Below are 24,658 nucleotides of genomic sequence, written 5' to 3'. Positions count from 1 at the left end.
CTTCGGTCTGGCGTCTACCGACCCCCGACCTTCGATCCTGTTGCGATCGAACGGCTTTCGCCCGCTTGGCTCTGCACAGGGCTGCTCGGCGTCCAGCCAGGCGGGCCGAACACATAACCGAGACGGGCACGCCAGCCCGCTGCCGCGCGCACATCGCGTGCGATGCTCGCGTACTCGTGGGTCTGCAGCTTCACGATGTTGTAGGTACCGACCGGCTTGGTGAGACCGTATGTCGGACGGTGGGTTTCGGGTTGGAACGATCCGAACAACCGATCCCAGACGATGAGCGTGCCACCGTAGTTGCGATCGAGGTACTCCGGGTCGCTCCCGTGATGAACCCGGTGATGCGAGGGAGTGTTGAACACGAACTCGAAAGGGCGCCACATCTTGTCGATCCGCTCGGTGTGAATCCAGAACTGGTACACGAGGTTCAGGGAGTACGAGGCGAAGACCAGGGCTGGCGGTACGCCGAGGAAGGGGAGTGGGAGCCACATCACCAGTGCGGCACTGATGTTCCACTTCTGACGGAGCGCCGTCGCGAAGTTGAAGTACTCGCTCGAGTGATGCGCCTGGTGTGTCGCCCACACCAGACGGACCCGGTGCGACACCCGGTGCGACCAGTAGAACAAGAAGTCGACGCCGAGGAAGGCGATCACCCACGTGTACCAGGCGGTCACGGGGAGATGCCATGGTGCGAGGTAGGCGAACACGGCGGTGTAGACGAACAGTCCGAGCAACTTCCACACCGCGCTGGTCGCGATCGACACGATGCCCATCGACACGCTCGCGCGGGCGTCGCGGCTCTCATACCCGCCCCTGGGTGCTCGGCCGTCAGCGTCGGAGTCCTCGAGTTTCCACGCGGCGAACCACTCGATGGCCAGCATCGCGACGAAGAACGGGATCGCGAGGACCGTCGGTTCCCTCATGGGGTCGGGGAGTAGGTCGAGCATCTCGGTATCACCTCCGGTCCGGGCATCTGACACGGCAGTGTGTCAGATTCATGTTGACACAGTATCGTGTCAGATGAGAGGTGTCCATGCCGTCGGCACGCGAATTATGACGAGAAGGGATTACATGACACTCGAGACCTCCCACTCCGGTACCGCAGGGCGTCTTTACGGCGGTACGGCGCCGGAGCAGCGGCAGGCTCGACGTCGGGCCGCATTTGTGGACGCCGGACTGAACCTCTTCGGCCGCGAGGGTTTCCGTCAGGTGTCGGTCAAGAAGTTGTGCACCGAGGCAGGTCTCACGCAGCGCTACTTCTACGAATCGTTCTCCGACCGTAGCGCGTTGCTTGCCGCCGTCTACGAACACTGCGTCGACATCTGCCGCACGGCCGTGGGGGAGAGCCTCGGAAAGGTGCCAGACGTCGGCGATGATGTGACGCACGAAGAGCGACTCGTCGAACTGACGCGCGCGGCACTCGACGCACTGCTGTGCTGCCTCACCACGGACCGACGCATGGCACGGGTCATGCTCGTCGAGGTCGTCGGTGTGGATGCCTCGCTCGAACGACTCCGGATGGACGCGATCCACGCGTGGGCCGAGCTTGCCATGCAGATCGCCTTCGGCGACGCTCCGCGGCCACCGCGATTCCGGCTCGCCGCGGTCGGTTTGATCGGTGCCCTGACGCAGCTTCTGGTGGACTGGTACGTGGCCACCGGGACTGGGGACACGGGAGCCGGACCTGTCCGCAGCCCGGCGGCCGACGTCGCCGACATCCGCGACGTGTGCGTCGACATGTTCATCGCCACGTATCAGCGCCTAGCCTGAAAAGAGTTCACCGAGAAGGCGAGTCTCCGACGAAAGGTCCGATCCATGTCCACAGCCGAGCTGACCGACGAGGTCGTCGAGTTCTTGTCCGCGGGTACGCGCACCGGGAAGATCGCCTGGGTGTCGAAGGACGGCCGGGCTCTGGTGACCCCGATCTGGTTCATCGTCGAAGACGGTGCCCTGGTTTTCAACACGGGGGAGAACACCTCAAAAGGCCGTGCGCTGCAACGTGATCCGCGAGCAACCATCGTCGTCGACGACGAGCGCCCCCCGTTCTCCTTCGTTCAGGTACAGGGCACCGTCACCTTCGACGACGACCCCGCCGACCTGCTCCGCTCCGCCACAGCAATCGCCGCCCGATACATGGGTGACGATCTCGCCGAACAGTTCGGCACACGCAACGCCGTCCCGGGCGAGGCCCTCGTTCGGCTCACACCCACGAAGGTCATCGCCGCATTCGACGTCGCCGACTGAGCTACGTTCCCGCCGACGACTCGCGCTGATCGAGTCACCCGTCCGGGCGGACGAGCCGCTGCGCCGGGGCCTCTCGCGCCCTACCCGTCGCGATGCAGGCGCGGCTCGAGTTGCTCGGTCTTCTCATCCGTCCAGCCGGGCGGCTGCAATATGCGCGACCACGCGTACGGAATGGCGGACTGATAGTTGTGCCCGTGGCCGTCGGGAACGTCGACCGAGACCGCCATGTCGGCAGACACCTGGAGGAACGTCACGAACGGAATCCAGTGCGTCGCGGCGATGACGTCGCGTCCACGTGCCTCTTTCAACCAATCAGGCTCGCGCAGAATGAGTTCGGGTGACCACCAGGCAATCGGGTCGGAAGCGTGCTGCAGGTAGACCATGCGGGAGAAGTCCCACGGCGCGTCGGGGCGAGCGAGATCCTTCTTCTCTGCGATGAACCGCACCTGCCTGCCGTTGTTGTAGATCGGCAGCCACTGAGGTGAACCCCTGTCACGTCCGGCGGTCGCGTCGTTCCACAACGTGTTGCTGAACGTGGGACCTGACAGGAGTGCACCGTCGGTGCGTGCCGTAACCGTCGGCACGGTACCGAAAGCTGCCTCGGCGCCGAACGATCCGAGACTTTCACCGAAGACGACGAGCTTCGGACGCTCGGCCTCGGGAAGTTCACGCACCTTGGCGTCGACCGCCTCGAACAGTGCGGCGCCCGCCTGGCGCGCCCGTTCCTTGTCGACGATGAACGAGATCCAGCTCGGCAGATACGAATACTGCATCGCCACTGTGGCGACGTCGCCGTTGTACATGTACTCCAGCGAGTCGATGGTCACCTTGTTCAGCCATCCGGAACCCGTCGTCGATCCGACTGCGATCACCTTGCGCTTCAGTCCGCCCACTCGGACCAATTCGTCGGCCGCCAATTGTGCATTGGCCCGGAGGTTGTCACCCGAGCCCAGACCGACAAACGACCTGATGGGTTCCATCGCCGGTTGCTTGTTGAAGTCCGAAAGCATCGTGACATCCGGACCACCGGACACGATCACACGACCCTCGCGGCCGAGCGACTCCCACGTCACCAGTGACCCCGGACCACCCGATCGCAACCCGGAGGTCGGGGGAGCGGTGTTGGGTCGCACCTCGTCGTTGGCGGTGGCGAAGCTGCTGTTGAGCGCCTTCATCGAGTACTTGGCGACGACGCCGTTGAGGATGAACACTGTCAGCAACGCAACGACGAGCAGGCCCGCGACCGCTGCAACACGGGGCGGCGCAATCTTGTTGAGCTGTCGTACCAGCCATGTCACGAGGCTCGCCCACGCCTGGCCGATCACCATGAGAAGCGCGCACACCAGCACGGCGAACACGACGATGATCGGGTAGGCGGTCCACGACAGGTTCTCGACGCCCATCAGATTGCGAATCTCGGTCTGCCAGCGCGAATACCAGTACAGCATCACGACGGTCCCGATGACGGACACGACTGCGAGCGCGATCCAGTAATTGCGTTTGGGCGACGACCACCGTTGCGGGCGAGACAGCATGTAGCGGATCAGCCAAGCGATGAAGACACCGAGGCAGTATCCGACGGCAGCAGCGCCGCCGGACACGACGCCCTGGAACAAGGGGCCACGGGGTAGTAGCGACGGCGTGGTCGAGAGCCACAGGAAGACCGTCCCGAAGACGAGACCGGCGAAGCTGATCCGATGTGCGTAGGCCGTCGCCGCGCGCCGCAACTTCGACGGCTTGGCGACATCGGCGTCTGCGGACTTCTCTCCAGCGGTGTTCGTGTCCGCTGTGTTCGTGTCCGCGGTCTGCTTTCCGGCGGTGTTCGTCTCCGCTGTCTTCTCTCCAGCGGTCTTCGTCTCCGCGGCCTTCGTCCCCGCGGCCTTCGTCCCCGCGGCCTTCTTTCCGGCGGCCTCCGTGTCTGCGGCTTCGGGAGGGGCGGCTTCGGCGTGGGCAGTGCTGGTGTCGCCTGGGTGGCGGCCAGGACCTGATTCGGTCTGTGCCGTGTCGGGCGCGCTGTCGGTAGCCGACGGATCGTGCTCGGAGCCGGTCGCTGAATTGTCTGGCACCTGGGCACCCTTCAGGGTCGTCGGACATCGATGTGACTCGTGAATCCTAAACCTGTGCGACGCTACCGTGGTGAGCCGCGACGATACTGCGTCAGCCGGCGCCGCCGACGCGTCGAATTCGCGGGGGCGACGTCGGCTCTGGTTGGTACCTGTCGCGGGAGCGGCCCTGATGCTGGCCGCGCAGATGTGTGCTCATTTCCTCCACTTCCCGGGTGTCGACTGGTTGGTGACGGTGGCCGCCGTGCTGTCGGTGTCCCTAGCACTTTCCGCAGGTCTCACACATGAGGATCTGGGGCTGGGCCGCGCAGGACTGCGTACTGGTGCCCGCTTCGCATTGGTTATCGTCCTCGCGGTGGCGGTCATCGTGGTGATCGCTGTCGCGATTCCACCGACTCGCGAGTTGTTCCAGAACGACGCCTATCGCGACCTCGGGCACGCGCTGCTGTCGGCATTCGTCGTCATCCCGTTCCAGACCGTGCTACCTGAGGAACTGTTCTTCCGCGGCGTCCTGTTCGGGTCACTGCGTCGCCTCACGACTCCCATGCGCGCCCTGCTGATCCAGGCGTTCCTCTTCGGTTGTTGGCATGTCATCACCTCGCTGGGTCTCACTGCGGGTAACGCGGGGCTCTCCGATCTCTTCGGCCACAGCGTGTTCGCGCAAGCCATCGGGGTCGTCGGGGCTGTTGCCATCACGGCCGCCTCCGGTGTGCTCTTCGGCTGGCTTCGGGTACGCAGCGACAGTCTTCTCGCGCCGATCGCGCTGCACTGGGCAGTCAACGGGATCGGCGCAGTCGGAGCGGCATTGGCGTGGAGATTTGGAACCTGAGGGTCGTCGGGAGTCGCAATGGACTGGGCAGCCCATTGGTCGCCCGGACCGACACAAGCACGCTCAGCCAACCTCTGATCCCCAGCCCACCATCCCCACCCCGACCTCCCTCCACAACCCTGCGCCAACCCGACATACCCGACACCCTGCTGCACTACTCTCAGTCCATGCCGGGGGAAATCAGCGACACACGCAGCGACGAGCACCTGCTCACCGCCCACATCAACGGCGACCTCCACGCCTTCTCCACCCTCATCCGACGCCACCAAGAACGCCTCTGGGCCGTGGCCTACCGCACCCTCAACAACCCCGACGACGCCGCAGACGCATTGCAAGACGCACTCTTCAACGCACACCGAATGGCACACTCGTACCGGGCCGACGCACAGGTGTCGACGTGGTTACACCGCATCGTCGTGAACGCCTGCCTCGATCGAATCCGGCGAGATAAGTTGCGTCCCACGGTTTCTCTGCCCGAGTTCGATATCCCGGCGATGGCCAGCCGCGAGGATCGTTATGCTGCGGTGGAACTGTCGATGAGTATCGGGGCCGCGCTCGCCCAGCTTCCTGCAGAGCAGCGCGCCGTCGTGGTCGCGCTCGACGTCGAGGGCCTCAGCATCGCAGAGACCGCGCAACGTCTGGGTGTTGCCGAGGGGACGGTCAAGAGCCGCTCGTCGCGGGGTCGCCTTCGCCTGGCCAAACTGCTGGGCCATCTGAGAGACGACTCATGAATGAGACATGTCGCGAGATGGCGGGAACCGTTCGACAGCCGCCGACGTCTTATCTGGCAATGACGTCCTATCTGGCAACGAAGTCTTATCTGGCAACGAACGTTGTCGACCGCAAGAATTGGGGGAGTAGGTCCGCGTCGCGATGAACCAGTCTTATCCCGAACCGCCCTACTCGGAGGAGCTGCTCGCCGACTTCCATGCCGGCGCGCTACCCGACGACGTCACCGCACACCTACGCCGACGCATCGCCGACGATCCATCTGCACTGCGCGTGCTCGCCGCACTCGACCGCACCACGGACGCGCTCCATGCACGCCCGCTGGAGCCGTTACGAGTTCCCGAGGACGTCGACGCCAGGATCACCTCGACGCTGGCCGCCATCCGGGCAGAGTCAGTGCCCGCGGCGTCACATGCAACTGCACACACGTCACCAGAGCGCGTCGTCGACCTCGCCCAACGTCGGCGGCGTCGGTCGCCCTCACGTGCGCGAATCGCCGCAATAGTCGTCGGGACTGCAGCGGCGGTCGCACTGCTGGTCGGAGTTGTCACGGCAGCACTGACGACAACCGACAATGCGCCGGACCGCGGGGTGCAGGCACAGCAATCCACGGCCTCGACGGCCGCCTCCGGTCTCGACGGCGTCGAGAAGGCCGCCGCACTGTCGGTGCTGGGGAAGCGCACACATGCACCCTTCGACTCCGACGCGGCGCTGCGACGCTGCACGGCAGCCAACGGCGTCCCCGCATCCACCCCGGTGCTCGGCTCCGGCGAGATCACCGTCGGCGGCTCGACCCAAGCCGTCATTCTGCTCGGCACCGGTGTCGCCGGTCGGTTCGACGCTCTCGTGGTCGACCGGGACTGCGATACCGGCAATCCGGCCACCGTGTCACGGACCCGGCTCGGCGGCTGAGCGACGCGGCGCCGCGAGCAGCGGGAACATCTGCCCTTAGGCTTGTGTTGAACGAGCCGACAACGCGTACCGGAGAACCGGCAGCACAGCGCGTCGCCACAAGCACGGAGGATGGATGAGCACCACAGACAGCGACCAGATCCACGACCTGATCATCATCGGGTCAGGACCGGCGGGTTACACCGCAGCCGTCTACGCGGCGCGCGCCGAACTCGCTCCGATCGTCTTCGAGGGGACCCAGTTCGGTGGTGCCCTGATGACCACCACCGAGGTCGAGAACTATCCCGGCTTCCAGAACGGCATCCAGGGTCCGGCACTCATGGACGAGATGCGGGAGCAGGCCATCCGCTTCGGCGCCGATCTGCGCATGGAAGATGTCGAAGCCGTTCGGCTGACCGGCACGGTCAAAGAGGTCGACGCAGGGGGCGAGACCTATCGCGCCAACGCTGTCATCCTGGCGATGGGCGCCGCGGCCCGATACCTGGAGATCACCGGTGAGCAGGAACTGCTCGGCAGGGGAGTCTCCGCATGTGCCACGTGCGACGGCTTCTTCTTCAAAGACCAAGACATCGCGGTCATCGGCGGCGGCGACTCCGCGATGGAAGAGGCTACATTCCTGACCAAGTTCGCACGCAGCGTGAAGCTGATCCACCGACGTGACGAGTTCCGGGCGTCGAAGATCATGCTCGAACGTGCTCGTGCCAACGACAAGATCGAATTCGTGACCAATGCCGCGGTCACGGGCGTGATCGGTAGCAACTCGGTCACCGGCCTCGAACTGACCGACACGGGCTCCGGCGACAAGCGCACCATCGACGTCACCGGCATGTTCGTCGCGATCGGCCACGACCCGCGCAGTCAGCTCGTTCGCGGTCAGGTCGACCTCGACGACGACGGCTACGTCAAGGTGCAGGGCCGAACCACCTACACATCGATTCCCGGTGTGTTCGCGGCGGGCGACCTCGTCGACCACACCTACCGGCAGGCCATCACCGCAGCCGGCAGCGGTTGTTCGGCCGCGATCGACGCTGAGCGGTGGCTCGCCGAGCAGGGCGACATCGAACCCATGCCGATCGAGGGCGACGTCGTGGCCACCGTGCCGCAGACCGCCTGACCTGCCGAATCTCACCCAACCCGCTACCCCGCACCACGTCCAGAGGAGGACACATCATGGGAGCAAACACCGTCGCCGTCACCGACGCCACCTTCAAAGACCAGGTACTGGAAGCCAGCGGACCGGTCCTCGTCGACTTCTGGGCCACCTGGTGCGGACCCTGCCGCATGATCGCGCCGGTGCTCGAAGAGATCGCCCGCGACCACAGCGACAAGCTGACCGTAGCCAAGGTCGACGTCGATGAGAACCCCGGCGTGGCCCGCGACTACAAGATCATGTCGATCCCGACCATGATCTTGTTCGAGAACGGACAGCCCACCAAGACCATCGTCGGCGTCAAGGGCAAGGCAGCGCTTCTCCGCGACCTCGATTCCGTTGTGGGGTCGAACGCCTGACCGACCCGCTGTCAGTGAGAACAGCCACACCCGTGGCACTCGTCTTGATCACCGTGAACACCGAGCTGGTGTTCGACGGTGATTTGTACTGGGGATTCACCATTGCGAAGAGCCTTCGTCGGCCAGTCGGCTACGGACGGTAGCCTCGGTGTGATCGCACAGAGCCGATGAGTTTTGTTCGGGTGCCGTCACCTGAGACAATTCACTTTGGTTCACTGTCGTCCGTGCCCCCAACAGGCGACATGTCCATTTGAGGAGATGAGATGCCAACGTTCCGACTGGGAGATCGCGGGTCGGCAGTGGCCGAGATTCGATCGATCCTCTCCGGACAGGGTCTGCTCACCTCCACGCCGGGTCGACATGCGGCCGCCGAGGGCGACCGTCCGGCCAGCGTCGACAACACGACACAACTGCAATCGTCGACAGCACCTGCGAACGGGCTCGGCGCAGCAGGCCGGGTCATCCACAGCACCGAGGACGCCCTCTTCGACACCGACGTCGACCACGCCGTGCGCGCTTTTCAGCAGCAGCGCGGCCTCATCGTCGACGGCATCGTCGGCCAGGCGACCTATCGAGCACTGCGCGAGGCCTCGTATCAACTCGGCGCGCGTGTGCTCCTCTACCGTCTGTCCGCACCCATGGTCGGCGACGACGTCGCCACACTGCAGAGCAGGCTCCAGAATCTCGGCTACTACACCGGTCTCGTCGACGGCGTATTCGGCGAAAGCACGCACAACGCGATCTGCCTCTACCAGAGCGAGTACGGCCTCTCCGCGGACGGAATCTGTGGGCCCGCCACACTTCGAGCGCTCGACCGACTCGGCACTCGTGTCACAGGCGGCTCGCCGTACGCCATCCGACAGGAAGAGCACGTTCGACGCTCCGGACCGCAACTATCTGGCAAGCGCATCGTCATCGACCCGGGAACCGCTGGGCTGCATGCGCTTTCAACAGGATCCGTTGCTGAACTCGAGTCCAGGGTGCTGTGGGATCTCGCCGCACGTCTCGAGGGTCGGATGGCTGCGGCAGGCATGGAGACCTTCCTGTCGCACGACGGCCGCGGTCACGCCTCCGACGACGAGCGCGCACGAGTCGCAAACCTCGTCGACGCCGACATGATGATCTCGCTGCGCTGTGGACACTATGACACTCCGGCAGCAAACGGCGTTGCCTCCTTCTACTTCGGCAACAACCGCGGCTCGTACTCCACCATCGGACGCAATCTCGCTGACTTCATCCAGCGGGAGATCGTCGCGCGTACGCCGCTGACCGACTGCCGGGTCCACGAACGCACCTGGGACATTCTGCGGTTGACCCGCATGCCGGTCGCGCTGATCGACGTCGGGTACATCACCAACCCCGACGACGCGAAGGTCCTCGACGACCCGCACTACCGCAATGTGATCACCGAGGCCATCCTCGTCGCGGTCAAGCGTTTGTACCTGCTGGGTGAGAACGACCGACCCACGGGTACCTACACGTTTGCCGAACTTCTTGCGGCCGAACGTATTTCCGGGTTCTGATTCAACAGATTCGCCGCTCGCACCCGGGCATCTGCCACTTCGCTGCGCTTTGGTGCTAGCGGGTTCGCGCCCCGCTGCGACGCGCGGTGGGCACTGCCGCACGTTCCTGCCCCACCAGATCGATCGCCGCCATCACGACCAGTTTCTCCAGCGCGCTCTCGACCTCGAACTTCCAGCCGAGCCCCTCGTCGAGCTCGAGTCGGAATCGCGGAAACCGTGGATGTGAGGAGATGACGTCGAATGCCGATTCCTTCAGCAGTCCTGCGTCGATCATGCACTGACCGCACAGATCGGGGCCCGGTCCGTCGAGGATCTCGCGAGCGATCTCGACGACTGCATCGTCCGACCAGGTACTGAGGTCCCCAAAATCTGTTGTGCTCGAGAGGTTTCGACCTTCACCCGGCGCCTGGTCGCCGAGATCTGTTGCAGGAGAGTCAACATCGCGCCGAAGGTCGGCAGAAGATCGAGACGCACCGTATCGGGAGCCACCATGCCTGACCAGTCCGAAGGCCTCGACGGCCCGCACACCGCGTCGGATCAAGTCGGCCACGACGGCATCGATGAGTTGATCCGCGGCTTCCTCGAATCCGGGTTCGGTACGAATCGATGTCAGCAGGACGGCATCTGCGCTGACGGGTGATGTCGGAAAGCTACGCGACCTGGGGACGCGACTCGGCGGCGCGTAGAGTGCCGCGCCCACTACCACCCCTGTCGACGAGTCGATCGCGATCTGACCGCAGGTACCCCACTCCAGGAGTACCGAGGAGATCCACGCTTCTTTGTCGAACTCGCTCTCGAAGTCAGCGAGTCCCGACGCAATCGGTGACTCGATACTCGAGCCAGAATAGCGCAGAGAAGCTGCGTCCTCGTCCGGCCGTGCAGGTGGTGCGTTGGTGAAGGAGGGATCGACTTCCCAGAACACACACCGACGCGTATGCGGGGGGAGCGACTCGAAGGACTCGAGATCAAGGCCGGAAATCGTGAAGTTCATCTGACACCGACCTGTGTTTCGGTGGCCGCGCGCCTCAGCACCGCCGCATTTCGATCCCGGAGTGCAGCGCGAGCAGCTCTATACGTGAAATCTGATGCACCGCACTGTGTTTCACTGTTCTTGCGGTCGCTGTGTTGCTCGGCTGTCACTGTGACGAAACTTTCGGGTGTGGGTGGGTGTCGAAATCTCGGCAATGTCGGCGCTTCCGGACGCAATCATGCTCCGGCGCACCGGCCGACGCTAGGTCTTCGGGTCGATGAGTCCCACGATACGTTCGAGATCGTCCACCGATCCGAACTCCACAACGATCTTGCCCTTTCGCTTTCCGAGGCTGACGGTCACCCGTGTATCGAGACCGTCGGACAATCGCTCGGCGAGATCCTGGAGTCCCGGCATCTGCATCTGTCGCCGCTTGGCGGCGGGGGCGGGGGTCGACGGACCGTCCCCGCGATTGGCCAACGTCACCGCCTCTTCCGTGGCGCGAACCGATAGTCCCTCCGCGACGATTCGCGCAGCAAGCGCCTCCTGCTGATCGCTACCAGTCTCGAGGGAAAGCAGTGCGCGGGCATGTCCTGCAGACAGCACGCCCGCGGCGACTCGACGCTGGACTGGGATCGGGAGCTTCAGCAGACGGATCATGTTGGTGATCACCGGTCGTGATCGCCCGAGCCGGTTGGCCAGTTCTTCGTGGGTGACGTCGAACTCTTCGAGAAGCTGTTGGTAGGCAGCTGCTTCTTCCAAGGGGTTGAGCTGCGCCCGATGAATGTTCTCCAGCAGCGCATCGCGCAGCATGTCGCCATCCGGCGTCTCGCGCACGATGCTGGGAATCGCCTCGAGGCCGGCTTCCTGACTTGCCCGCCAGCGCCGCTCTCCCATGACGATCTGATAGACGACGCCGTCGGCGGTCGGGGCAGGGAGCTTGCGCACCACGATCGGCTGCATGAGGCCGAACTCTTTGATCGAGTGCACGAGTTCAGCCATAGCCTCCTCGTCGAACACGCTGCGAGGCTGATGAGGGTTCGGCTGAATCTCCTTCGGCGCGATCTCGCGATACACCGCGCCCACCTCATCGACAGATCCGGCCACCGAGGAGTTGTCGCCGGAGGTCTCGGGAGCAGTAGGAGTCTGTCCGGTCGTCGGCGATGTCGGAGCAGAAGGTGCAGGCGTGGCGTTGTTTCCCGTGGAACCCGCACCGTTGCCTCCCGGCCCGCCCTTGCCGATCACCACATCGGCAGCTGCGGAGCCAAGGCGGGGCGTCGAATCACTCTCACTGGGACCGGTCGGGATGAGGGCTGCAAGACCGCGGCCAAGCCCTCCGCGTCGTTGGGTGTCTCGTTGACTCACTGCTGTCCTCTCGACAGATCCGTGGGGGAGGGGAATTCGTCCTTGGCGCGCATCGCCAGTTCTCGTGCCGCGTCGAGGTAGCTCATCGCGCCGCGCGAGCCCGGGTCGTACTCGATGATGGTCATCCCGTATCCGGGAGCCTCCGAGACCTTCACACTGCGCGGGATCACGGTGCCCAACACCTTGTCCCCGAAGTGTCGGCGCACTTCGTCGGCGACCTGATCGGCGAGCTTGGTACGGCCGTCGTACATCGTCAGCAAGATGGTCGAGACGTGCAGTTTGGGGTTGAGATGCGCTTGGACCAACTCGATGTTGCGCAGAAGTTGGCCGACACCCTCCAGGGCGTAGTACTCGCACTGGATCGGAATCAGCACTTCGCGGGCTGCCACCATTGCGTTGACGGTCAACAGACCCAGCGACGGCGGACAGTCGATGAAGATGTAGTCGAATCCGAACTCCTCGACCGCCGAGTCGTTGAGTGCATTGCGCAGTCGATTCTCGCGCGCCACCAGCGAGACGAGTTCGATCTCGGCCCCGGCTAGATCGAGCGTCGCGGGAACGCAGAAGAGGTTCTCGTGACTAGGGCTCTGCTTGACGGCCTCCTTCAACGAGACTTCGCCGAGCAGCAGCTCGTATACCGACGCAATGTTGTCCGCACGATGGTCGATGCCGAGGGCGGTGCTCGCATTGCCCTGAGGATCGAGGTCGACCACCAGCACCCGGAGCCCGTGCAGTGCCAACCCAGACGCCAGATTCACCGCAGTCGTCGTCTTACCGACGCCACCCTTCTGGTTCGCGACCGTCATGACGCGGGGCTGTGGGGGCCGGGGGAGTTGGCCTGCTCCGCCAGGAGTCAGCACCTGACTGGCTCGTGCTGCTGCAGCAGCGATGGGCGTGTCGTCGAACTGGTCCGCTGTCGGCGCGGACGGCGGGATGGTTTCACGTGAAACCTCCGGCTGTGGGTCGGTCACGCTCTGGCTCCTCTGTGGTATCTCGTAAGCTTCGTCGGCGTCCACAATCGTCTAGCCCCTCCACCCGTGCATGGCACACGGTCCCTCGCTCGCACACCCATACTCTCGTTCATTTTGCTCCCTCATGGCATCCCGAACCAACCGCACACGTCAGGCATACCCGGGCCCCGCCCTCACTTCACTCGACGGCGCTGAGGAGTTCCGCGCTTGTCACCGATCACGAGCGTCGTCGCCGGGTCGACAATGGACTCACCTACGGATTCGACGCGCAAACCCACGATTCCGTTCCGCTCGGCAGCCTTGCGATCCCGCTCTATCTCATCAGCAGCCGACGATCCCTTGAGCGCGATCAGCCGTCCGCCGTCCTTGATCAGCGGTGCCGACCATCTCGCCAATCGCTCCAGCGGTGCAACCGCCCGCGACGTAACCACATCTGCACGAGCCACGTCCGACCGAACCGCCTTCTCCTCCGCACGTCCCCGGACGACGTCGACCGTCAGACCCAATGCGGAAACCGTGCGCAGCAAGAAATCGCTGCGACGGAGAAGGGGTTCGACGAGAGTGATCCTCAGGTCCGGTCGCGCTATTGCGAGAGGGATTCCCGGGAGTCCGGCCCCGCTGCCGATATCGATAACCGACTGCCCCTCGTCGATGGCCTCACCCAGAACTGCACAGTTCAGTATGTGGCGGTCCCACAGTCTCGGAACTTCGCGCGGGCCCATGAGTCCATGATCGATGCCCTCGGTGGCGAGGATCGCGCAGTACCGCTGGGCGAGTCCCAGTCGATCGCCGAACACAGCCGCCGCAAGTGGGGGAGGGGATGACGCCACCGCGGCGCGCTCGGCGTCATCTACGTCTGGGTTCTGTGTCGTGCCAGCTTCGTCTCCCGAACCGTCGTGTTTCACGTGAAACCACGCCTTTCCGTCCAGCACCGCCAGGCCTGTGTTTCACGTGAAACCACCGACCCGCGAACTACATGAATGTGATTCACTCGCCCCAAATGACAAAGTCCCGGCCATGACCGGGACTCTGTCGGTTGCGGTCCTCCCGGGTTGGTCGGACGGACCGCCTCGCACGCGGATCGTTGGATCCTCGTGCCTCTGTTCAGTTCTTGATGACGACGACGCGACGCTTGGGCTCGGCGCCTTCGCTCTCACTCATCACACCATCGACCGCCGCGACGGCATCGTGGACGATCTTCCGTTCAAACGGAGTCATCGGGTCGAGCTGCTCGCGCTCACCAGAATCCCGGACACGTTCAGCTACTTCCCGACCGAGGCGCGCCAGGCGCTCGCGACGATCCGCGCGCCATCGAGCGATGTCCAGCATCAGGCGGCTCCTGTCACCGGTTGCCTGCTGCACCGCGAGGCGAGTCAGCTCCTGCAGTGCGTCGAGCACCTCACCCTTGCGTCCCACCAGCTTCGTCAGATCGTCACCGCCATCGATGCTCACGACCGCGCGATCGCCATCGACATCCAGGTCGATGTCGCCGTCGAAGTCCAAGACGTCGAGGAGTTGCTCGAGGTAGTCACCGGCGATCTCTCCCTCTTCGACGAGTCGATCCTCCTCGTCCTCATCCTCGTCATCCGCATCGTCGACTTCATCCGCGGCGACGTCATCCGTGTCCTCGACGCCGACAGCAGTCGTCTCGACGGCACTGTCGTCTGCACCTGTGGCCTCGGAGCCGGCATCGAGCGTCGAGTCCTGTTCCGTCGACTCGGCGTCTGCGTGTGTTGCAGTCTCGGCTGTCATTTCAGTTGCACCTCGCTGTGTATTCATCGGTGAAGTATTCGGTCGGGGAGGGGAGGGGTCGCGCCTTCACGGGAAACTCCCGGCGCGCTGTGCTCGGTCGCCGCTACCGCGCGGCCGGGCCGATCACCGTCGACCCTTCTTCCCGCCCCTCTTGTTGCGTTGATTCGATCCCTGTTTCTTAGGACCTGACCCCGAGTTGCTCGTACTCTTCGACGACGCCCCGCCAGACGGTTTCGCGCCCGGCTTCGGTTTGCTCCCCACCACGTGCTGCGTCGACGACTGCCCTGCGTCCTTCGTGCCATTCCCGGCAGCAGAATCCGACGAAGCATCCCCTGAATCGGTCACATCGGCATCTGGTGCGGCACCGTCGAGAGCGACGGCATCTCTCTGAGCGGTCCCACCGCCCTTGTTCTTCTTGGCCCGGTCGGGGCGTGCCCCCGGCTTCGGAGCGTTCGCTTTCAGCTTCTCCTGCTTCGCCAGGCGAGCCTCTTCTTCCTCCTTGGCGATTCGTCCGAAGACGATGTGCTGCTGACCGTAGGTCCAGATGTTGTTACTCATCCAGTAGAGAAGGATCGCGACAGGAAAGAACGGTCCCGTGACGAGGATGCCCAGGGGGAAGACGTAGAGCGCCAGCATGTTCATCATGCGGGTCTGCGGGTTCTCCAGCGCGGCTTCGGGCTGGCGCGCCACCGATGCGCGGGAGTTCATGTGCGTTGCGATCGACGCGATGATCATCATCGGGATCACCACGATCGCGATGTTCATGCGGGTGAAGTCGATCGCATGACCCTTTTCGACGAACGCCTGGAATTCGGTCGTCGGTTCGGTGATGTAGGAGGACAGCGGAACCCCGAACAGACGCGAATCCAAGAAGTTGCGCACCTGCTCGGCACTGAAGGCGTAGTTGCCCGTGCTACGCGTCTGCTCGGCGGTCATGTGCAGCTGACCCATACCGGTCGCCATGCGGTTGAACGAACGCAGCACGTGGAACAAGCCGATGAACACCGGGATCTGCAGCAGCATGGGCAGACAGCCGAGCAGGGGATTGAACCCGTGCTCCTTCTGCAGCTTCTGCATCTCCTCGGTCATCTTGACCCGATCCTTCGCGTACTTCTTCCGGATCGCCTGGAGCTGAGGATTGATCTCCTGCATCTTCTTCGTGGTGCGGATCTGCTTCACGAAGGGCTTGTAGAGAATGGCGCGCAGGGTGAACACGAGGAAGATCACCGACAGCGCCCAGGCGATGCCGTTGCCGCCCGGCGTGTTCGGCGTGATGTGGTCGAACACCCAGTGCCAGACCCACATGATCCAGGAGACAGGCCAATAGATGAAGTTCAGCACGGGCTGGTTACCCCTCACTCTTCGCGGAGACACCCACGCTGGTCGTGGTGTTCTCCGTGATTACACGTCCGCGCACATCCGAACCGCCGTCAGCGGACTCGTCGCGCGATGATGAAAAATCTTGATCCCGGTCCTGCTCACCGCTACGCGCCGACCACGGCCAGCGGAACGATTCCTCTGGCACCGGGTCGTAACCCGGCTTATGCCAGGGTCCGCATTTGAGCAGCCGAACCACTGCCAGTGTGCCGCCGTAGAAGAATCCGTGTCGCTCGAGCGCCTCGACGGCGTAGCCCGAGCACGTCGGTTCGAAACGACAGGTCGGTAACCGCAGCGGCGACACCCAGGTCCGATACAGCTCTATCAGGAAGATGACCGTACGCCGTGGCAACAGATGGCAGAACCTGATGAACGCTTCGGTCGACATTCGATTCGACATCACGACGCCCCGGTCCGGCACTCGACACCCGTCAACGGTTGTGCTGTGGTGGTGCTCTCGGCACCCGTGTCGACGAGCCGACGGACCTTTCCACTACGAAGCGCCTTGCGGAGTTGCGCAGCGAGTTCGTCACTCGACACACTCACGGCACTGGGAAGGGCGCGCACGACGACCGACGTCTCTGTCGGGCACTCGTCACGGACCTCGTCGAACGCAGCACGGATCCGGCGGGCCACCCGATGTCGCATCACGGCGTTGCCGACAGATTTGCTGACGATCATGCCTAGCCACGGTCCACCGGAGCTGGCGATGTCGATTCGACGACCCGTCGGATCCGGCCACTGTGCCGGCAGCACCGACACCGTGAGCTGGAGGTCACGCGACGATACCCGCACGCCCTTCTTGAGCGTGCGGGAGAAGTCGGATCGTGTGGAGATCCGATGGATTGACGCCATCACCGACCCAATCGCCACCGAAGGGTTCCGACGACCGGCGTTGCCGGAGTCGAGACCTGCGGTGTTGCGCAGATCAGGCCGAGAGCTTTGCGCGGCCCTTGCTGCGACGGGTGTTGATGATCGAACGCCCCGCGCGGGTACGCATACGCAACCGGAAACCATGCACGCGAGCACGACGACGGTTGTTCGGCTGGAAAGTCCGCTTGCCCTTGGCCACGGCTGGTACTCCTTGTGTTCGTACGTGAGCACGCCGAATACACGCGCACCCACGATCCTGAGTGGTCTGCTTATCAAGGCAGCGGTGCCGGACTCGTGCCGGTTAGGTGGCCCCGCCCCACCGACGAGCCCGGAGTGGGCCGCCGATCAGCGACGGGATTGTCACCACGCAAATCCGCATACCTGGATGACCAGTCGAGACTACTGGACCGGCCGTATTCAAATCAAACGAGCGGATCCTCACCAACCCCGTGACCAGCAGTGACAGGCGCCACCATGTGCATCGATGCAGCTGAGCGGCACATCTCAGAACGTGGCATCCTCGCGCGAAATCACCACCTTTGGGATCGACACGAGCGAATTCGACACTTGCGTTGTCGCCTTCGGAAGCGGTCTGTTAGCGTCGACTCCCAGTGACGGCGACCGATCCGCCATTCACATCACCACGACGCGTGCACGGCGTCACCTCTTCTGCCCAGGTTGTACACATCTGTGGATAAGTGTGTGGACAAGTCGGTTCCCGTCCCGGCATCGTGAGTCCCCGGTATCTGATCGGTGGTAATTTTCTCCGGGTGGGAAGGCCTGACCGTGACTTCTGATCGCGACTCGTTCGGCGAGGTCTGGCAACAGGTCGTCGCAGAGCTCAACAACGATTCCGCCGGTGGCGACCACGAGCCTCTCACACGGCAGCAGAAGGCGTGGCTGTCACTTGTCCAGCCGTTGACCCTCGCGGAGGGATTCGCCCTCCTCACGGTGCCGACGCCGCTGGTCCAGGAGCAGATCGAACGCACGCTACGCGACACCATCCGCAGTGCCCTGTCACGCCACCTCGGACAGCCCGTCGACCTCGGGGTTCGGATCGCGACCCCGCCACCGACCACCGAAACACCAGTCGAGCAGACCACGCAGGTTGCGACCTCGACGTCTGCCGCCGCGGCACCCTCTGTCGAAGTCGCAGGATTCGGCGTCAACCAATTCGGGGGCGATTCGTTCGTCGGCCAGCAACCGAATCCCGCGTTCACCTCGCACGGTGTCGGCGGTGCCGGACAGGACACCGCGACACGCAGCGGTTCCGCCAACTGGCCGTCGTACTTCGCCGAGCGACCCACCGCGGCGCCGACACCCTCGGGCGCCAACCTCAACCCGAAGTACACCTTCGACACCTTCGTGATCGGCGCCTCGAACCGTTTCGCACACGCCTCGGCGGTCGCCGTTGCCGAAGCACCCGCGCGCGCGTACAACCCGCTGTTCATCTGGGGCGAGTCCGGCCTCGGCAAGACACACCTGCTGCATGCGGCCGGCCACTATGCGCAACGACTCTTCCCCGGCATGCGCGTGAAGTACGTGTCCACCGAGGAGTTCACCAACGACTTCATCAACTCTCTGCGTGATGACCGCCGGGTCGCCTTCAAACGTCGCTACCGCGACGTGGACGTGCTCCTTGTCGACGACATCCAGTTCCTGATCGGCAAGGAAGGTATCCAGGAAGAGTTCTTCCACACCTTCAACACGCTGCACAACGCGAGCAAGCAAATCGTCGTTTCCTCCGACCGACCACCGAAACAGCTTGCGACACTTGAAGATCGACTTCGCACACGGTTCGAGTGGGGTCTGATCACCGACGTCCAGCCGCCCGATCTGGAAACGCGCATCGCAATCTTGCGCAAGAAGGCGCAGATGGACAGCATCGCGGTGCCCGACGACGTGCTCGAGTTGATCGCGTCGAAGATCGAACGCAACATCCGTGAGCTCGAGGGTGCTCTGATCCGTGTCACCGCATTCGCATCCCTGAACAACGCCGACCTCGACAAGTCACTCGCCGAGGTCGTTCTCCAAGCGCTGCTGCCGAATTCGGGCACGCTGGAGGTCAGCGCGGCGTCGATCCTGGCCATCACCGCCGAGTACTTCGACATCTCGGTCGACGAGCTCCGCGGCCCCGGAAAGACCAGAGCCATCGCCCAGGCTCGTCAGATCTCCATGTACCTGTGCCGTGAACTCACCGACCTCTCACTGCCGAAGATCGGCGAGACGTTCGATCGCGACCACACCACGGTCATGTACGCAGAGCGCAAGATCCGCAAGGAGATGGCTGAGCGCCGCAAGGTCTACGACCACGTCCAAGAGCTCACCGCGCGTATCAAACAGCGCGCCGACGGCTGACCCGCTCCACCCAGCCCGGCCGTCGACGACGGACCCTTGCATGTCTGCCACCGCGCAGATGCCTGTCTCTGTGGCCTCGTCTCGTCCATCTCCCATCTGGGCGAAGGGGAGATGGCATCCTCACGACACCTCATACCCGTACCCGTCACGCTGTCAGTAGGCCCGGTGTCCGCGGCGTGCTTCGGTAACTCTCAACTACAGCAACCCTCAACCACAGCCCAAGGGTCTTCGACGGTCATTTCACCTCGATTCACACCGCCGGGTGACGTCGACTCGGGCCGCCGCAATCCACTCGAAGTCTTGTGGATGGGTTGTGAGTAACAGACGAACAGATGTGTACAGAACGTGGACCGCGCTCGAACAGAATCCGACATGTGCACAACCATCCTCGCGGACGACCAATCGGTGCACGCTCGATGCACAGCGTCGCAGTGCTCTGACATGGGATCCGACGTGTTGTCCACAGATTGCACAGGACCTACAACTGATATGGATCCCTTTCTCTAAAGAACTTCTTTTAAGAAGCCCTTGTGCACACTCGCCCTGAAGGCCGGGTCTCAGCGGGCGCGGCCGTCGCATGCCGGCCGACGTCAGCGGCGTGGCGACTTGACCCCAACGACTCCCCGTCACGCGATCGCGCTCTAGAGTGGGAACTCCTGGCGGATACCGAGAGAAGGGCAACCACCGAGCATGAAGTTCCGTGTCGCGCGTGACGAGTTCGCCGATGCCGTCGCCTGGGTGGCGCGCAGTCTGCCGTCTCGCCCGCCTGTTCCCGTGCTCGGTTGTGTGGTTCTGCTCGCCGACGACGCAGGGTTGACCGTCTCCGGCTTCGATTACGAGGTCTCCGCCCAGCAGCAGATCGCTGCAGAGGTGGCAGAACCCGGCCAGGTCCTGGTCTCCGGTCGGCTGCTGGCAGACATCACCAAAGCACTGCCGAACAAGCCGGTCGACGTCTCGCTCGACGGCGCCCGCGTGGCCATCACCTGCGGCAGTGCGAAGTTCTCATTGCCCACGATGCCGGTCGAGGACTATCCGCAGCTTCCCGATGTGCCCGCCGTGACCGGGGTCATCCCGGCGCAGGTGTTCGCCGAGGCGATCTCCCAGGTCGCTGTCGCCGCTGGTCGCGATGACACGCTGCCGATGTTGACCGGTGTCCGTGTGGAGATCGACGGGAAGACCGTCGTCCTCGCCGCCACCGACCGTTTTCGTCTGGCCGTGCGTGAATTGGAATGGGAGCCAGCCGATACCAGCGCGTCGGGTGCGGTTCTCGTCCCCGCCAAGACACTGTCCGACAGCGCACGAACAGCGAGTTCGGACTCCGGCGACGTGAAGCTCGCCTTCGGCAGCGGCACCGCTCTCGGTGGCGAAGGGATCCTGGGCATCGTCGGTGCGACCAAGCAGAACACCACACGTCTGCTCGATGCGGAGTTCCCGAAGTTCCGCCAGCTTCTGCCTGCCAGTCACACGGCGATCGCAACCATCGAGAGTGCACCGTTGATCGAGGCCATCAAGCGTGTGGCCCTCGTCGCCGAACGCGGCGCCCAGGTGCGCATGGAGTTCCGCGACGGATCCGTGCTACTCACCGCGGGCGGTGACGAAGCCGGGCGTGCCGAGGAAGAACTCCCGGTGCAGTTCTATGGTGAGCCGCTCACGATCGCATTCAATCCCACGTATCTGCAGGACGGACTGTCGGCGATCGGGGTCGCTACGGTCGACTTCGGTTTCACGACGCCGAGTCGTCCAGCTGTGCTCCGGCCGTCGACCGGCGATGAGCCGGTTGCCGACGAGTCCGGTGCGTTCGTTGCTCCTGACAGCGTCTTCACCTACCTACTGATGCCCGTTCGACTACCCGGATAACGCATCGGGCCGGCGTCGAAGCGCAGGAGTCGACACACGACGGCTCCGAACCACCAAGCCAGCACTGATCTTTCACGCACACAAGCGAAGGGAAGCCATGCAGCTCGGACTGATCGGCCTCGGCAAGATGGGCGCGAACATGCGCACAAGGATCGAACGTGGGGGTCATACGGTCGTCGGCTACGACCCGCGACCGGAGGTGTCTGACGTCGCGTCGATGGCCGACATGGTCTCCGCACTCGACGCGCCGCGCGCCGTCTGGATCATGGTGCCCTCCGGCGAACCCACTCAGCAGTGCGTCGCGGAGCTCGCCGGTCTTCTCGCCGTGGGCGATGTGGTTGTCGACGGCGGCAACTCGCGGTTCACCGACGACGCTCCGCACGCGAAAACCCTGGGCGAGAAGGGAATCGGCTACGTCGATTGCGGTGTGTCCGGCGGTGTGTGGGGGCTGGAGAACGGCTACGGTCTCATGGCCGGCGGATCCGACGCCGACATCGATCGTCTGATGCCGATCTTCGATGCATTGCGACCGGAAGGCGAACGTGCCGACGGTTTCGTCCACGCAGGGCCCGTCGGGGCAGGGCATTACGCGAAGATGGTGCACAACGGCATCGAATACGGACTGATGCACGCCTACGGCGAGGGGTACGCGTTGCTCAGTGCCGAGCCGCTCATCACGGATGTCGAAGGCACGATGCAAGCGTGGACTCACGGCACCGTCATCCGGTCGTGGCTGCTCGACCTGTTGGTTCGAGCGCTCAAGGAAGACCCAGGGCTCACCGAGATCTCCGATTACACACCGGATTCCGGCGAAGGACGGTGGACGGTGGAGGAAGCGATTCGGCACGCGGTCCCGGCAAATGTGATCTCTGCGGCGTTGTTCGCCCGTTTCGCGTCGAGGGAGAAGGGCGGCTCACCCGCGCTGAAAGCCGTGTCGGCACTGCGTAACCAGTTCGGGGGCCACGCCATGCACAACACGGCGGGCAAGAATGTCGGCGAAACCGGATCACCCGTGTCGGATCAGTCGAAAACCTCGCCGCCCAACTGATTTCGGCTCTCTTGTGTTTGTTCGTGAACTGCATCTGCGTGACTACCGGTCGTGGCCCTCGGCTGATCTGACGCTTGGTCCGGAACCGACGATCTTCACCGGACGTAACGGTTTCGGTAAGACCAATCTCCTCGAAGCTCTCTTCTACGTGGCCACGTTACGGTCGCATCGGGTGAGTTCGGATGCGCCCCTTGTGCGTTCGGGTGCGAGCTCGGCGTCGATCGGTGCAACGGTGGAGAATTCCGGGCGCGAGTTGAGTGTCAGTCTGCAGATCGCCACCGAGGGATCGAACAGGGCCTGGCTCAACGGATCCCCCTGTCGACGTCCTCGCGAGATTCTCGGCGTGCTGCGAACCGTCCTTTTCGCCCCGGAAGATCTGTTGCTCATCCGCGGTGATCCGGGTGATAGACGTCGATTCGTCGACGAACTCGTCGCCCAACGCGGACCACGTTGGGCTGCAGCACGTTCGGATTACGACCGTGTGCTCAGACAGCGCTCGGCGCTGTTGAAGACAGCCGGTGCCTCGCTGCGTCGCGGCGGATCCGACGCCGAGTCGGTGGTCAGCACCCTTGACGTCTGGGACGGCCAGCTCGCCGACCTCGGTGGACAGGTGACTGCTGCCCGTGTCGAGGTACTGCGTGAACTCGAACCCCACTTCACACAGTCCTATGCCTCGATCGCCCCTCACTCCCGACCGGCAGCGTTGCGTTACCGATCGTCGGCAGGACCCGACATGGTTCCACCACTCGATGTCGAACCCGATGCCCGGGCGATGGCGACGCAGCTGCTCGAGCGATTGTCCGAGACCCGCACGAAAGAGATCGAACGGGGTGTGAGTCTGGTCGGGCCGCATCGAGACGACATCGACATCGTGCTCGGTTCGGAAACGGCGAAGGGTTTCGCCTCGCACGGCGAGTCGTGGTCGCTGGCCCTGGCACTACGACTCGGGTCGGTCGAACTGGTCCGCGCCGAGGGCATCGAACCGGTTATCATGCTCGACGACGTCTTTGCCGAACTCGACGCCGCGCGACGTCGGAAACTCGTGGAGTTCACTGCCGGCGCCGAACAATTGCTCATCACCGCAGCTGTCGCAGAGGACATCCCCGACGGAATCGGCGGCAGACGGATAGGCGTGGACGTGGTCGACGAGCCGGACGGCACACGCCATTCCGAATTGATGTCCGACGTGACTGAGAGCATGGACTCATGACGAACCCCGTCGGAGCGCAGAACACGGGAGAGCCCGACAGGGACTCAGACCGATATGACCGGGCCGGAAGCGAATACATCGGGCGTGACCAGCACAACAGCGGTTCGCCGACCGCCGGCGTGCCGGCCGAGTCATCCAGCGGCTACGAGCGCGCGCGGCGCGCGCTCGAGGAGGCACGGGCTTCTGCGCGTGCGGCTGGCAAGTCCGTCGGTCACGGAAGGGCCTCGCCCGTCCGGCGGCCTCGAGGATCGTCGAGTCGGCGTCGCTGGTCGGGAGCGGGCCCGGACTCACGCGACCCGCAACCCTTCGGACGGCTCGTCGGCAGTCTCGCCCGGGACCGCGGATGGGAGCCTCAGATCGCGGAGGGCACCTTGTTCGGGCAGTGGCTGCAGATCGTCGGACCCGACATCGCTGCGCACGCCCAACCAGAAGCTTTGCGCGACAAAGTACTTCATGTGCAGGCTGAGTCGACCGCATGGGCGACTCAGCTTCGCTACGTGCAACGACAGATCCTCGCGAAGATCGCGGCGGCCGTCGGCGACGGCGTCGTGACGTCGCTCCGGATCTCGGGACCCAAGGCTCCCTCGTGGCAGAAAGGCCGCCGACACGTGCCGGGCCGAGGCCCCCGCGACACATACGGGTGATGCTCGTCCGGGTGGTCGAGTCGACATCATGGTCGACGCCACCGACAAATCTGGTCCGGTGCCCCTGTGAGCCGAGTTTTATCCTCAGACCACCGCCGATCGCGCAAGATGTGGAAAAAATCGATCTGAGCGCGCGTTAGCGGCCCCAGATGGTGCTTCCTGGGTGATTGAGGCAGTACACTGAGGAGAGTTGTCCCGGCAGGGGAGATCAGCGGCCGTGGCCGGCGGTCACACATCGGAGCGGGCGAAGGCCCCGTTCTCGTCGTGTGCTCGTTGGTCGCCGCCTGGTCTCGACCCCCTGCCGACCGTGACCGACTGGAACCCCAGCCGTGACCGAGGCAGCGCACAACTGTGTGAGCGCATCAGGTTATAGCCAGCCCTGAGGCTGAGTACAGCGCACACGCGTCGTGACCAGCGCAGC

General features: G+C 64.0%; 24 protein-coding genes. 13 read left to right on the top strand and 11 right to left on the bottom strand.

Annotation, left to right across the window (positions count from 1 at the left end; genetic code table 11):
- Positions 1–14: 14 nt before the first annotated feature.
- On the bottom strand, positions 15–950 hold the full coding sequence (locus LK459_RS09440) for a sterol desaturase family protein (protein WP_227922975.1): 936 nt from the start codon (positions 948–950) through the stop codon (positions 15–17).
- A 124-nt stretch (positions 951–1,074) separates the two neighbouring features.
- Here LK459_RS09440 and LK459_RS09435 point away from each other — a divergent pair, with 124 nt between their 5' ends.
- Together LK459_RS09435 and LK459_RS09430 are read left to right on the top strand one after the other, a co-directional pair.
- The gene (locus LK459_RS09435) at positions 1,075–1,773 is read left to right on the top strand and encodes a TetR/AcrR family transcriptional regulator (RefSeq protein ID WP_227922973.1); all 699 of its coding nucleotides are present in this window, start codon (positions 1,075–1,077) and stop codon (positions 1,771–1,773) included.
- A 45-nt stretch (positions 1,774–1,818) separates the two neighbouring features.
- The gene (locus LK459_RS09430) at positions 1,819–2,247 is read left to right on the top strand and encodes a PPOX class F420-dependent oxidoreductase (protein ID WP_007236974.1); all 429 of its coding nucleotides are present in this window, start codon (positions 1,819–1,821) and stop codon (positions 2,245–2,247) included.
- 80 nt (positions 2,248–2,327) lie between these two features.
- Here LK459_RS09430 and LK459_RS09425 read toward each other — a convergent pair whose 3' ends face one another.
- Complete coding sequence (locus LK459_RS09425; protein ID WP_227922972.1) at positions 2,328–4,313, bottom strand: alpha/beta hydrolase; 1,986 nt, start codon at positions 4,311–4,313, stop codon at positions 2,328–2,330.
- Between the two features lie 169 nt (positions 4,314–4,482).
- Between LK459_RS09425 and LK459_RS09420 the strand changes: the two genes are divergently transcribed.
- The 6 genes from LK459_RS09420 (at position 4,483) to LK459_RS09395 (ending at position 9,812) form a co-directional block, all read left to right on the top strand.
- A complete protein-coding gene (locus tag LK459_RS09420) occupies positions 4,483–5,139 on the top strand; it encodes a CPBP family intramembrane glutamic endopeptidase (protein WP_007236976.1) in 657 nt (218 codons plus the stop codon).
- A 167-nt stretch (positions 5,140–5,306) separates the two neighbouring features.
- Entirely contained in the window at positions 5,307–5,870 is a 564-nt protein-coding gene (gene sigM, locus LK459_RS09415) for an RNA polymerase sigma factor SigM (RefSeq protein WP_227922970.1), read from the top strand.
- A 142-nt stretch (positions 5,871–6,012) separates the two neighbouring features.
- Positions 6,013–6,780 (top strand): anti-sigma factor family protein, encoded by a 768-nt coding sequence (locus LK459_RS09410; RefSeq protein WP_227922969.1) that lies wholly within the window; start codon positions 6,013–6,015, stop codon positions 6,778–6,780.
- A gap of 115 nt (positions 6,781–6,895) precedes the next feature.
- Entirely contained in the window at positions 6,896–7,894 is a 999-nt protein-coding gene (gene trxB, locus LK459_RS09405; protein ID WP_227922968.1) for a thioredoxin-disulfide reductase, read from the top strand.
- Between the two features lie 56 nt (positions 7,895–7,950).
- Positions 7,951–8,289 carry a thioredoxin gene (gene trxA / locus LK459_RS09400; RefSeq protein ID WP_007239602.1) on the top strand — a complete coding sequence of 113 codons (339 nt, stop codon included), beginning with the start codon at positions 7,951–7,953 and terminating at the stop codon, positions 8,287–8,289.
- Between the two features lie 263 nt (positions 8,290–8,552).
- A complete protein-coding gene (locus tag LK459_RS09395; RefSeq protein WP_227922966.1) occupies positions 8,553–9,812 on the top strand; it encodes an N-acetylmuramoyl-L-alanine amidase in 1,260 nt (419 codons plus the stop codon).
- A gap of 55 nt (positions 9,813–9,867) precedes the next feature.
- On the opposite strand, the gene LK459_RS09390 is transcribed toward LK459_RS09395, so the two are convergent.
- The 9 genes from LK459_RS09390 to rpmH all read right to left on the bottom strand — a co-directional run bounded on the left by LK459_RS09390 (position 9,868) and on the right by rpmH (position 17,319).
- Positions 9,868–10,803, bottom strand: a complete 936-nt coding sequence (locus tag LK459_RS09390) for a hypothetical protein (RefSeq protein WP_227922965.1) — start codon at positions 10,801–10,803, stop codon at positions 9,868–9,870.
- 240 nt (positions 10,804–11,043) lie between these two features.
- Positions 11,044–12,147: a ParB/RepB/Spo0J family partition protein gene (locus tag LK459_RS09385; protein WP_227922963.1), complete on the bottom strand. Its 1,104-nt coding sequence runs from the start codon at positions 12,145–12,147 to the stop codon at positions 11,044–11,046.
- Complete coding sequence (locus tag LK459_RS09380) at positions 12,144–13,118, bottom strand: ParA family protein (protein WP_007239597.1); 975 nt, start codon at positions 13,116–13,118, stop codon at positions 12,144–12,146. Before LK459_RS09380 ends, LK459_RS09385 begins: the two co-directional genes overlap by 4 nt.
- 173 nt (positions 13,119–13,291) lie before the next feature.
- Entirely contained in the window at positions 13,292–14,023 is a 732-nt protein-coding gene (gene rsmG, locus LK459_RS09375) for a 16S rRNA (guanine(527)-N(7))-methyltransferase RsmG (RefSeq protein ID WP_407648758.1), read from the bottom strand.
- A 199-nt stretch (positions 14,024–14,222) separates the two neighbouring features.
- Entirely contained in the window at positions 14,223–14,870 is a 648-nt protein-coding gene (locus LK459_RS09370; RefSeq protein ID WP_227922961.1) for a Jag family protein, read from the bottom strand.
- A gap of 123 nt (positions 14,871–14,993) precedes the next feature.
- Positions 14,994–16,211: a membrane protein insertase YidC gene (gene yidC, locus LK459_RS09365; protein WP_227922959.1), complete on the bottom strand. Its 1,218-nt coding sequence runs from the start codon at positions 16,209–16,211 to the stop codon at positions 14,994–14,996.
- A gap of 7 nt (positions 16,212–16,218) precedes the next feature.
- Positions 16,219–16,647, bottom strand: coding sequence for a membrane protein insertion efficiency factor YidD (yidD, locus tag LK459_RS09360; RefSeq protein WP_227922957.1), 429 nt, complete (start codon positions 16,645–16,647; stop codon positions 16,219–16,221).
- The gene (rnpA, locus tag LK459_RS09355; protein ID WP_227922955.1) at positions 16,647–17,102 is read right to left on the bottom strand and encodes a ribonuclease P protein component; all 456 of its coding nucleotides are present in this window, start codon (positions 17,100–17,102) and stop codon (positions 16,647–16,649) included. The genes yidD and rnpA overlap by 1 nt, the downstream gene beginning before the upstream one ends.
- Before the next feature lie 73 nt (positions 17,103–17,175).
- Positions 17,176–17,319, bottom strand: a complete 144-nt coding sequence (gene rpmH / locus LK459_RS09350) for a 50S ribosomal protein L34 (protein WP_005176005.1) — start codon at positions 17,317–17,319, stop codon at positions 17,176–17,178.
- A 587-nt stretch (positions 17,320–17,906) separates the two neighbouring features.
- Here rpmH and dnaA point away from each other — a divergent pair.
- The 5 genes from dnaA to LK459_RS09325 all read left to right on the top strand — a co-directional run bounded on the left by dnaA (position 17,907) and on the right by LK459_RS09325 (position 24,237).
- A complete protein-coding gene (gene dnaA, locus LK459_RS09345) occupies positions 17,907–19,478 on the top strand; it encodes a chromosomal replication initiator protein DnaA (RefSeq protein ID WP_039994211.1) in 1,572 nt (523 codons plus the stop codon).
- A gap of 690 nt (positions 19,479–20,168) precedes the next feature.
- Positions 20,169–21,335, top strand: a complete 1,167-nt coding sequence (gene dnaN, locus LK459_RS09340; protein WP_007239590.1) for a DNA polymerase III subunit beta — start codon at positions 20,169–20,171, stop codon at positions 21,333–21,335.
- Between the two features lie 97 nt (positions 21,336–21,432).
- Positions 21,433–22,383: a phosphogluconate dehydrogenase (NAD(+)-dependent, decarboxylating) gene (gene gnd, locus LK459_RS09335; RefSeq protein WP_227922953.1), complete on the top strand. Its 951-nt coding sequence runs from the start codon at positions 21,433–21,435 to the stop codon at positions 22,381–22,383.
- Positions 22,384–22,396: 13 nt separating this feature from the next.
- The gene (recF, locus tag LK459_RS09330; protein ID WP_227922952.1) at positions 22,397–23,593 is read left to right on the top strand and encodes a DNA replication/repair protein RecF; all 1,197 of its coding nucleotides are present in this window, start codon (positions 22,397–22,399) and stop codon (positions 23,591–23,593) included.
- On the top strand, positions 23,590–24,237 hold the full coding sequence (locus LK459_RS09325) for a DUF721 family protein (RefSeq protein ID WP_227922951.1): 648 nt from the start codon (positions 23,590–23,592) through the stop codon (positions 24,235–24,237). The genes recF and LK459_RS09325 overlap by 4 nt, the downstream gene beginning before the upstream one ends.
- The last annotated feature ends 421 nt before the right edge of the window (positions 24,238–24,658 follow it).

It is taken from the genome of Gordonia otitidis (assembly GCF_020735545.1).
Classification (GTDB): Bacteria; Actinomycetota; Actinomycetes; order Mycobacteriales; family Mycobacteriaceae; genus Gordonia; species Gordonia otitidis.
Note: the sequence above shows the minus strand (reverse complement) of the source record. Positions and strands in the feature narration are given on the sequence as shown.

Coding starts and splice junctions, on each gene's coding strand:
- LK459_RS09440 (WP_227922975.1), bottom strand. CDS start 950: ATGCTCGACCTACTCCCCGACCCCATGAGGGAACCGACGGTCCTCGCG.
- LK459_RS09435 (WP_227922973.1), top strand. CDS start 1,075: ATGACACTCGAGACCTCCCACTCCGGTACCGCAGGGCGTCTTTACGGC.
- LK459_RS09430 (WP_007236974.1), top strand. CDS start 1,819: ATGTCCACAGCCGAGCTGACCGACGAGGTCGTCGAGTTCTTGTCCGCG.
- LK459_RS09420 (WP_007236976.1), top strand. CDS start 4,483: ATGCTGGCCGCGCAGATGTGTGCTCATTTCCTCCACTTCCCGGGTGTC.
- sigM (WP_227922970.1), top strand. CDS start 5,307: ATGCCGGGGGAAATCAGCGACACACGCAGCGACGAGCACCTGCTCACC.
- LK459_RS09410 (WP_227922969.1), top strand. CDS start 6,013: ATGAACCAGTCTTATCCCGAACCGCCCTACTCGGAGGAGCTGCTCGCC.
- trxB (WP_227922968.1), top strand. CDS start 6,896: ATGAGCACCACAGACAGCGACCAGATCCACGACCTGATCATCATCGGG.
- trxA (WP_007239602.1), top strand. CDS start 7,951: ATGGGAGCAAACACCGTCGCCGTCACCGACGCCACCTTCAAAGACCAG.
- LK459_RS09395 (WP_227922966.1), top strand. CDS start 8,553: ATGCCAACGTTCCGACTGGGAGATCGCGGGTCGGCAGTGGCCGAGATT.
- LK459_RS09390 (WP_227922965.1), bottom strand. CDS start 10,803: ATGAACTTCACGATTTCCGGCCTTGATCTCGAGTCCTTCGAGTCGCTC.
- LK459_RS09370 (WP_227922961.1), bottom strand. CDS start 14,870: ATGACAGCCGAGACTGCAACACACGCAGACGCCGAGTCGACGGAACAG.
- yidD (WP_227922957.1), bottom strand. CDS start 16,647: ATGTCGAATCGAATGTCGACCGAAGCGTTCATCAGGTTCTGCCATCTG.
- rnpA (WP_227922955.1), bottom strand. CDS start 17,102: ATGGCGTCAATCCATCGGATCTCCACACGATCCGACTTCTCCCGCACG.
- dnaN (WP_007239590.1), top strand. CDS start 20,169: ATGAAGTTCCGTGTCGCGCGTGACGAGTTCGCCGATGCCGTCGCCTGG.
- gnd (WP_227922953.1), top strand. CDS start 21,433: ATGCAGCTCGGACTGATCGGCCTCGGCAAGATGGGCGCGAACATGCGC.
- LK459_RS09325 (WP_227922951.1), top strand. CDS start 23,590: ATGACGAACCCCGTCGGAGCGCAGAACACGGGAGAGCCCGACAGGGAC.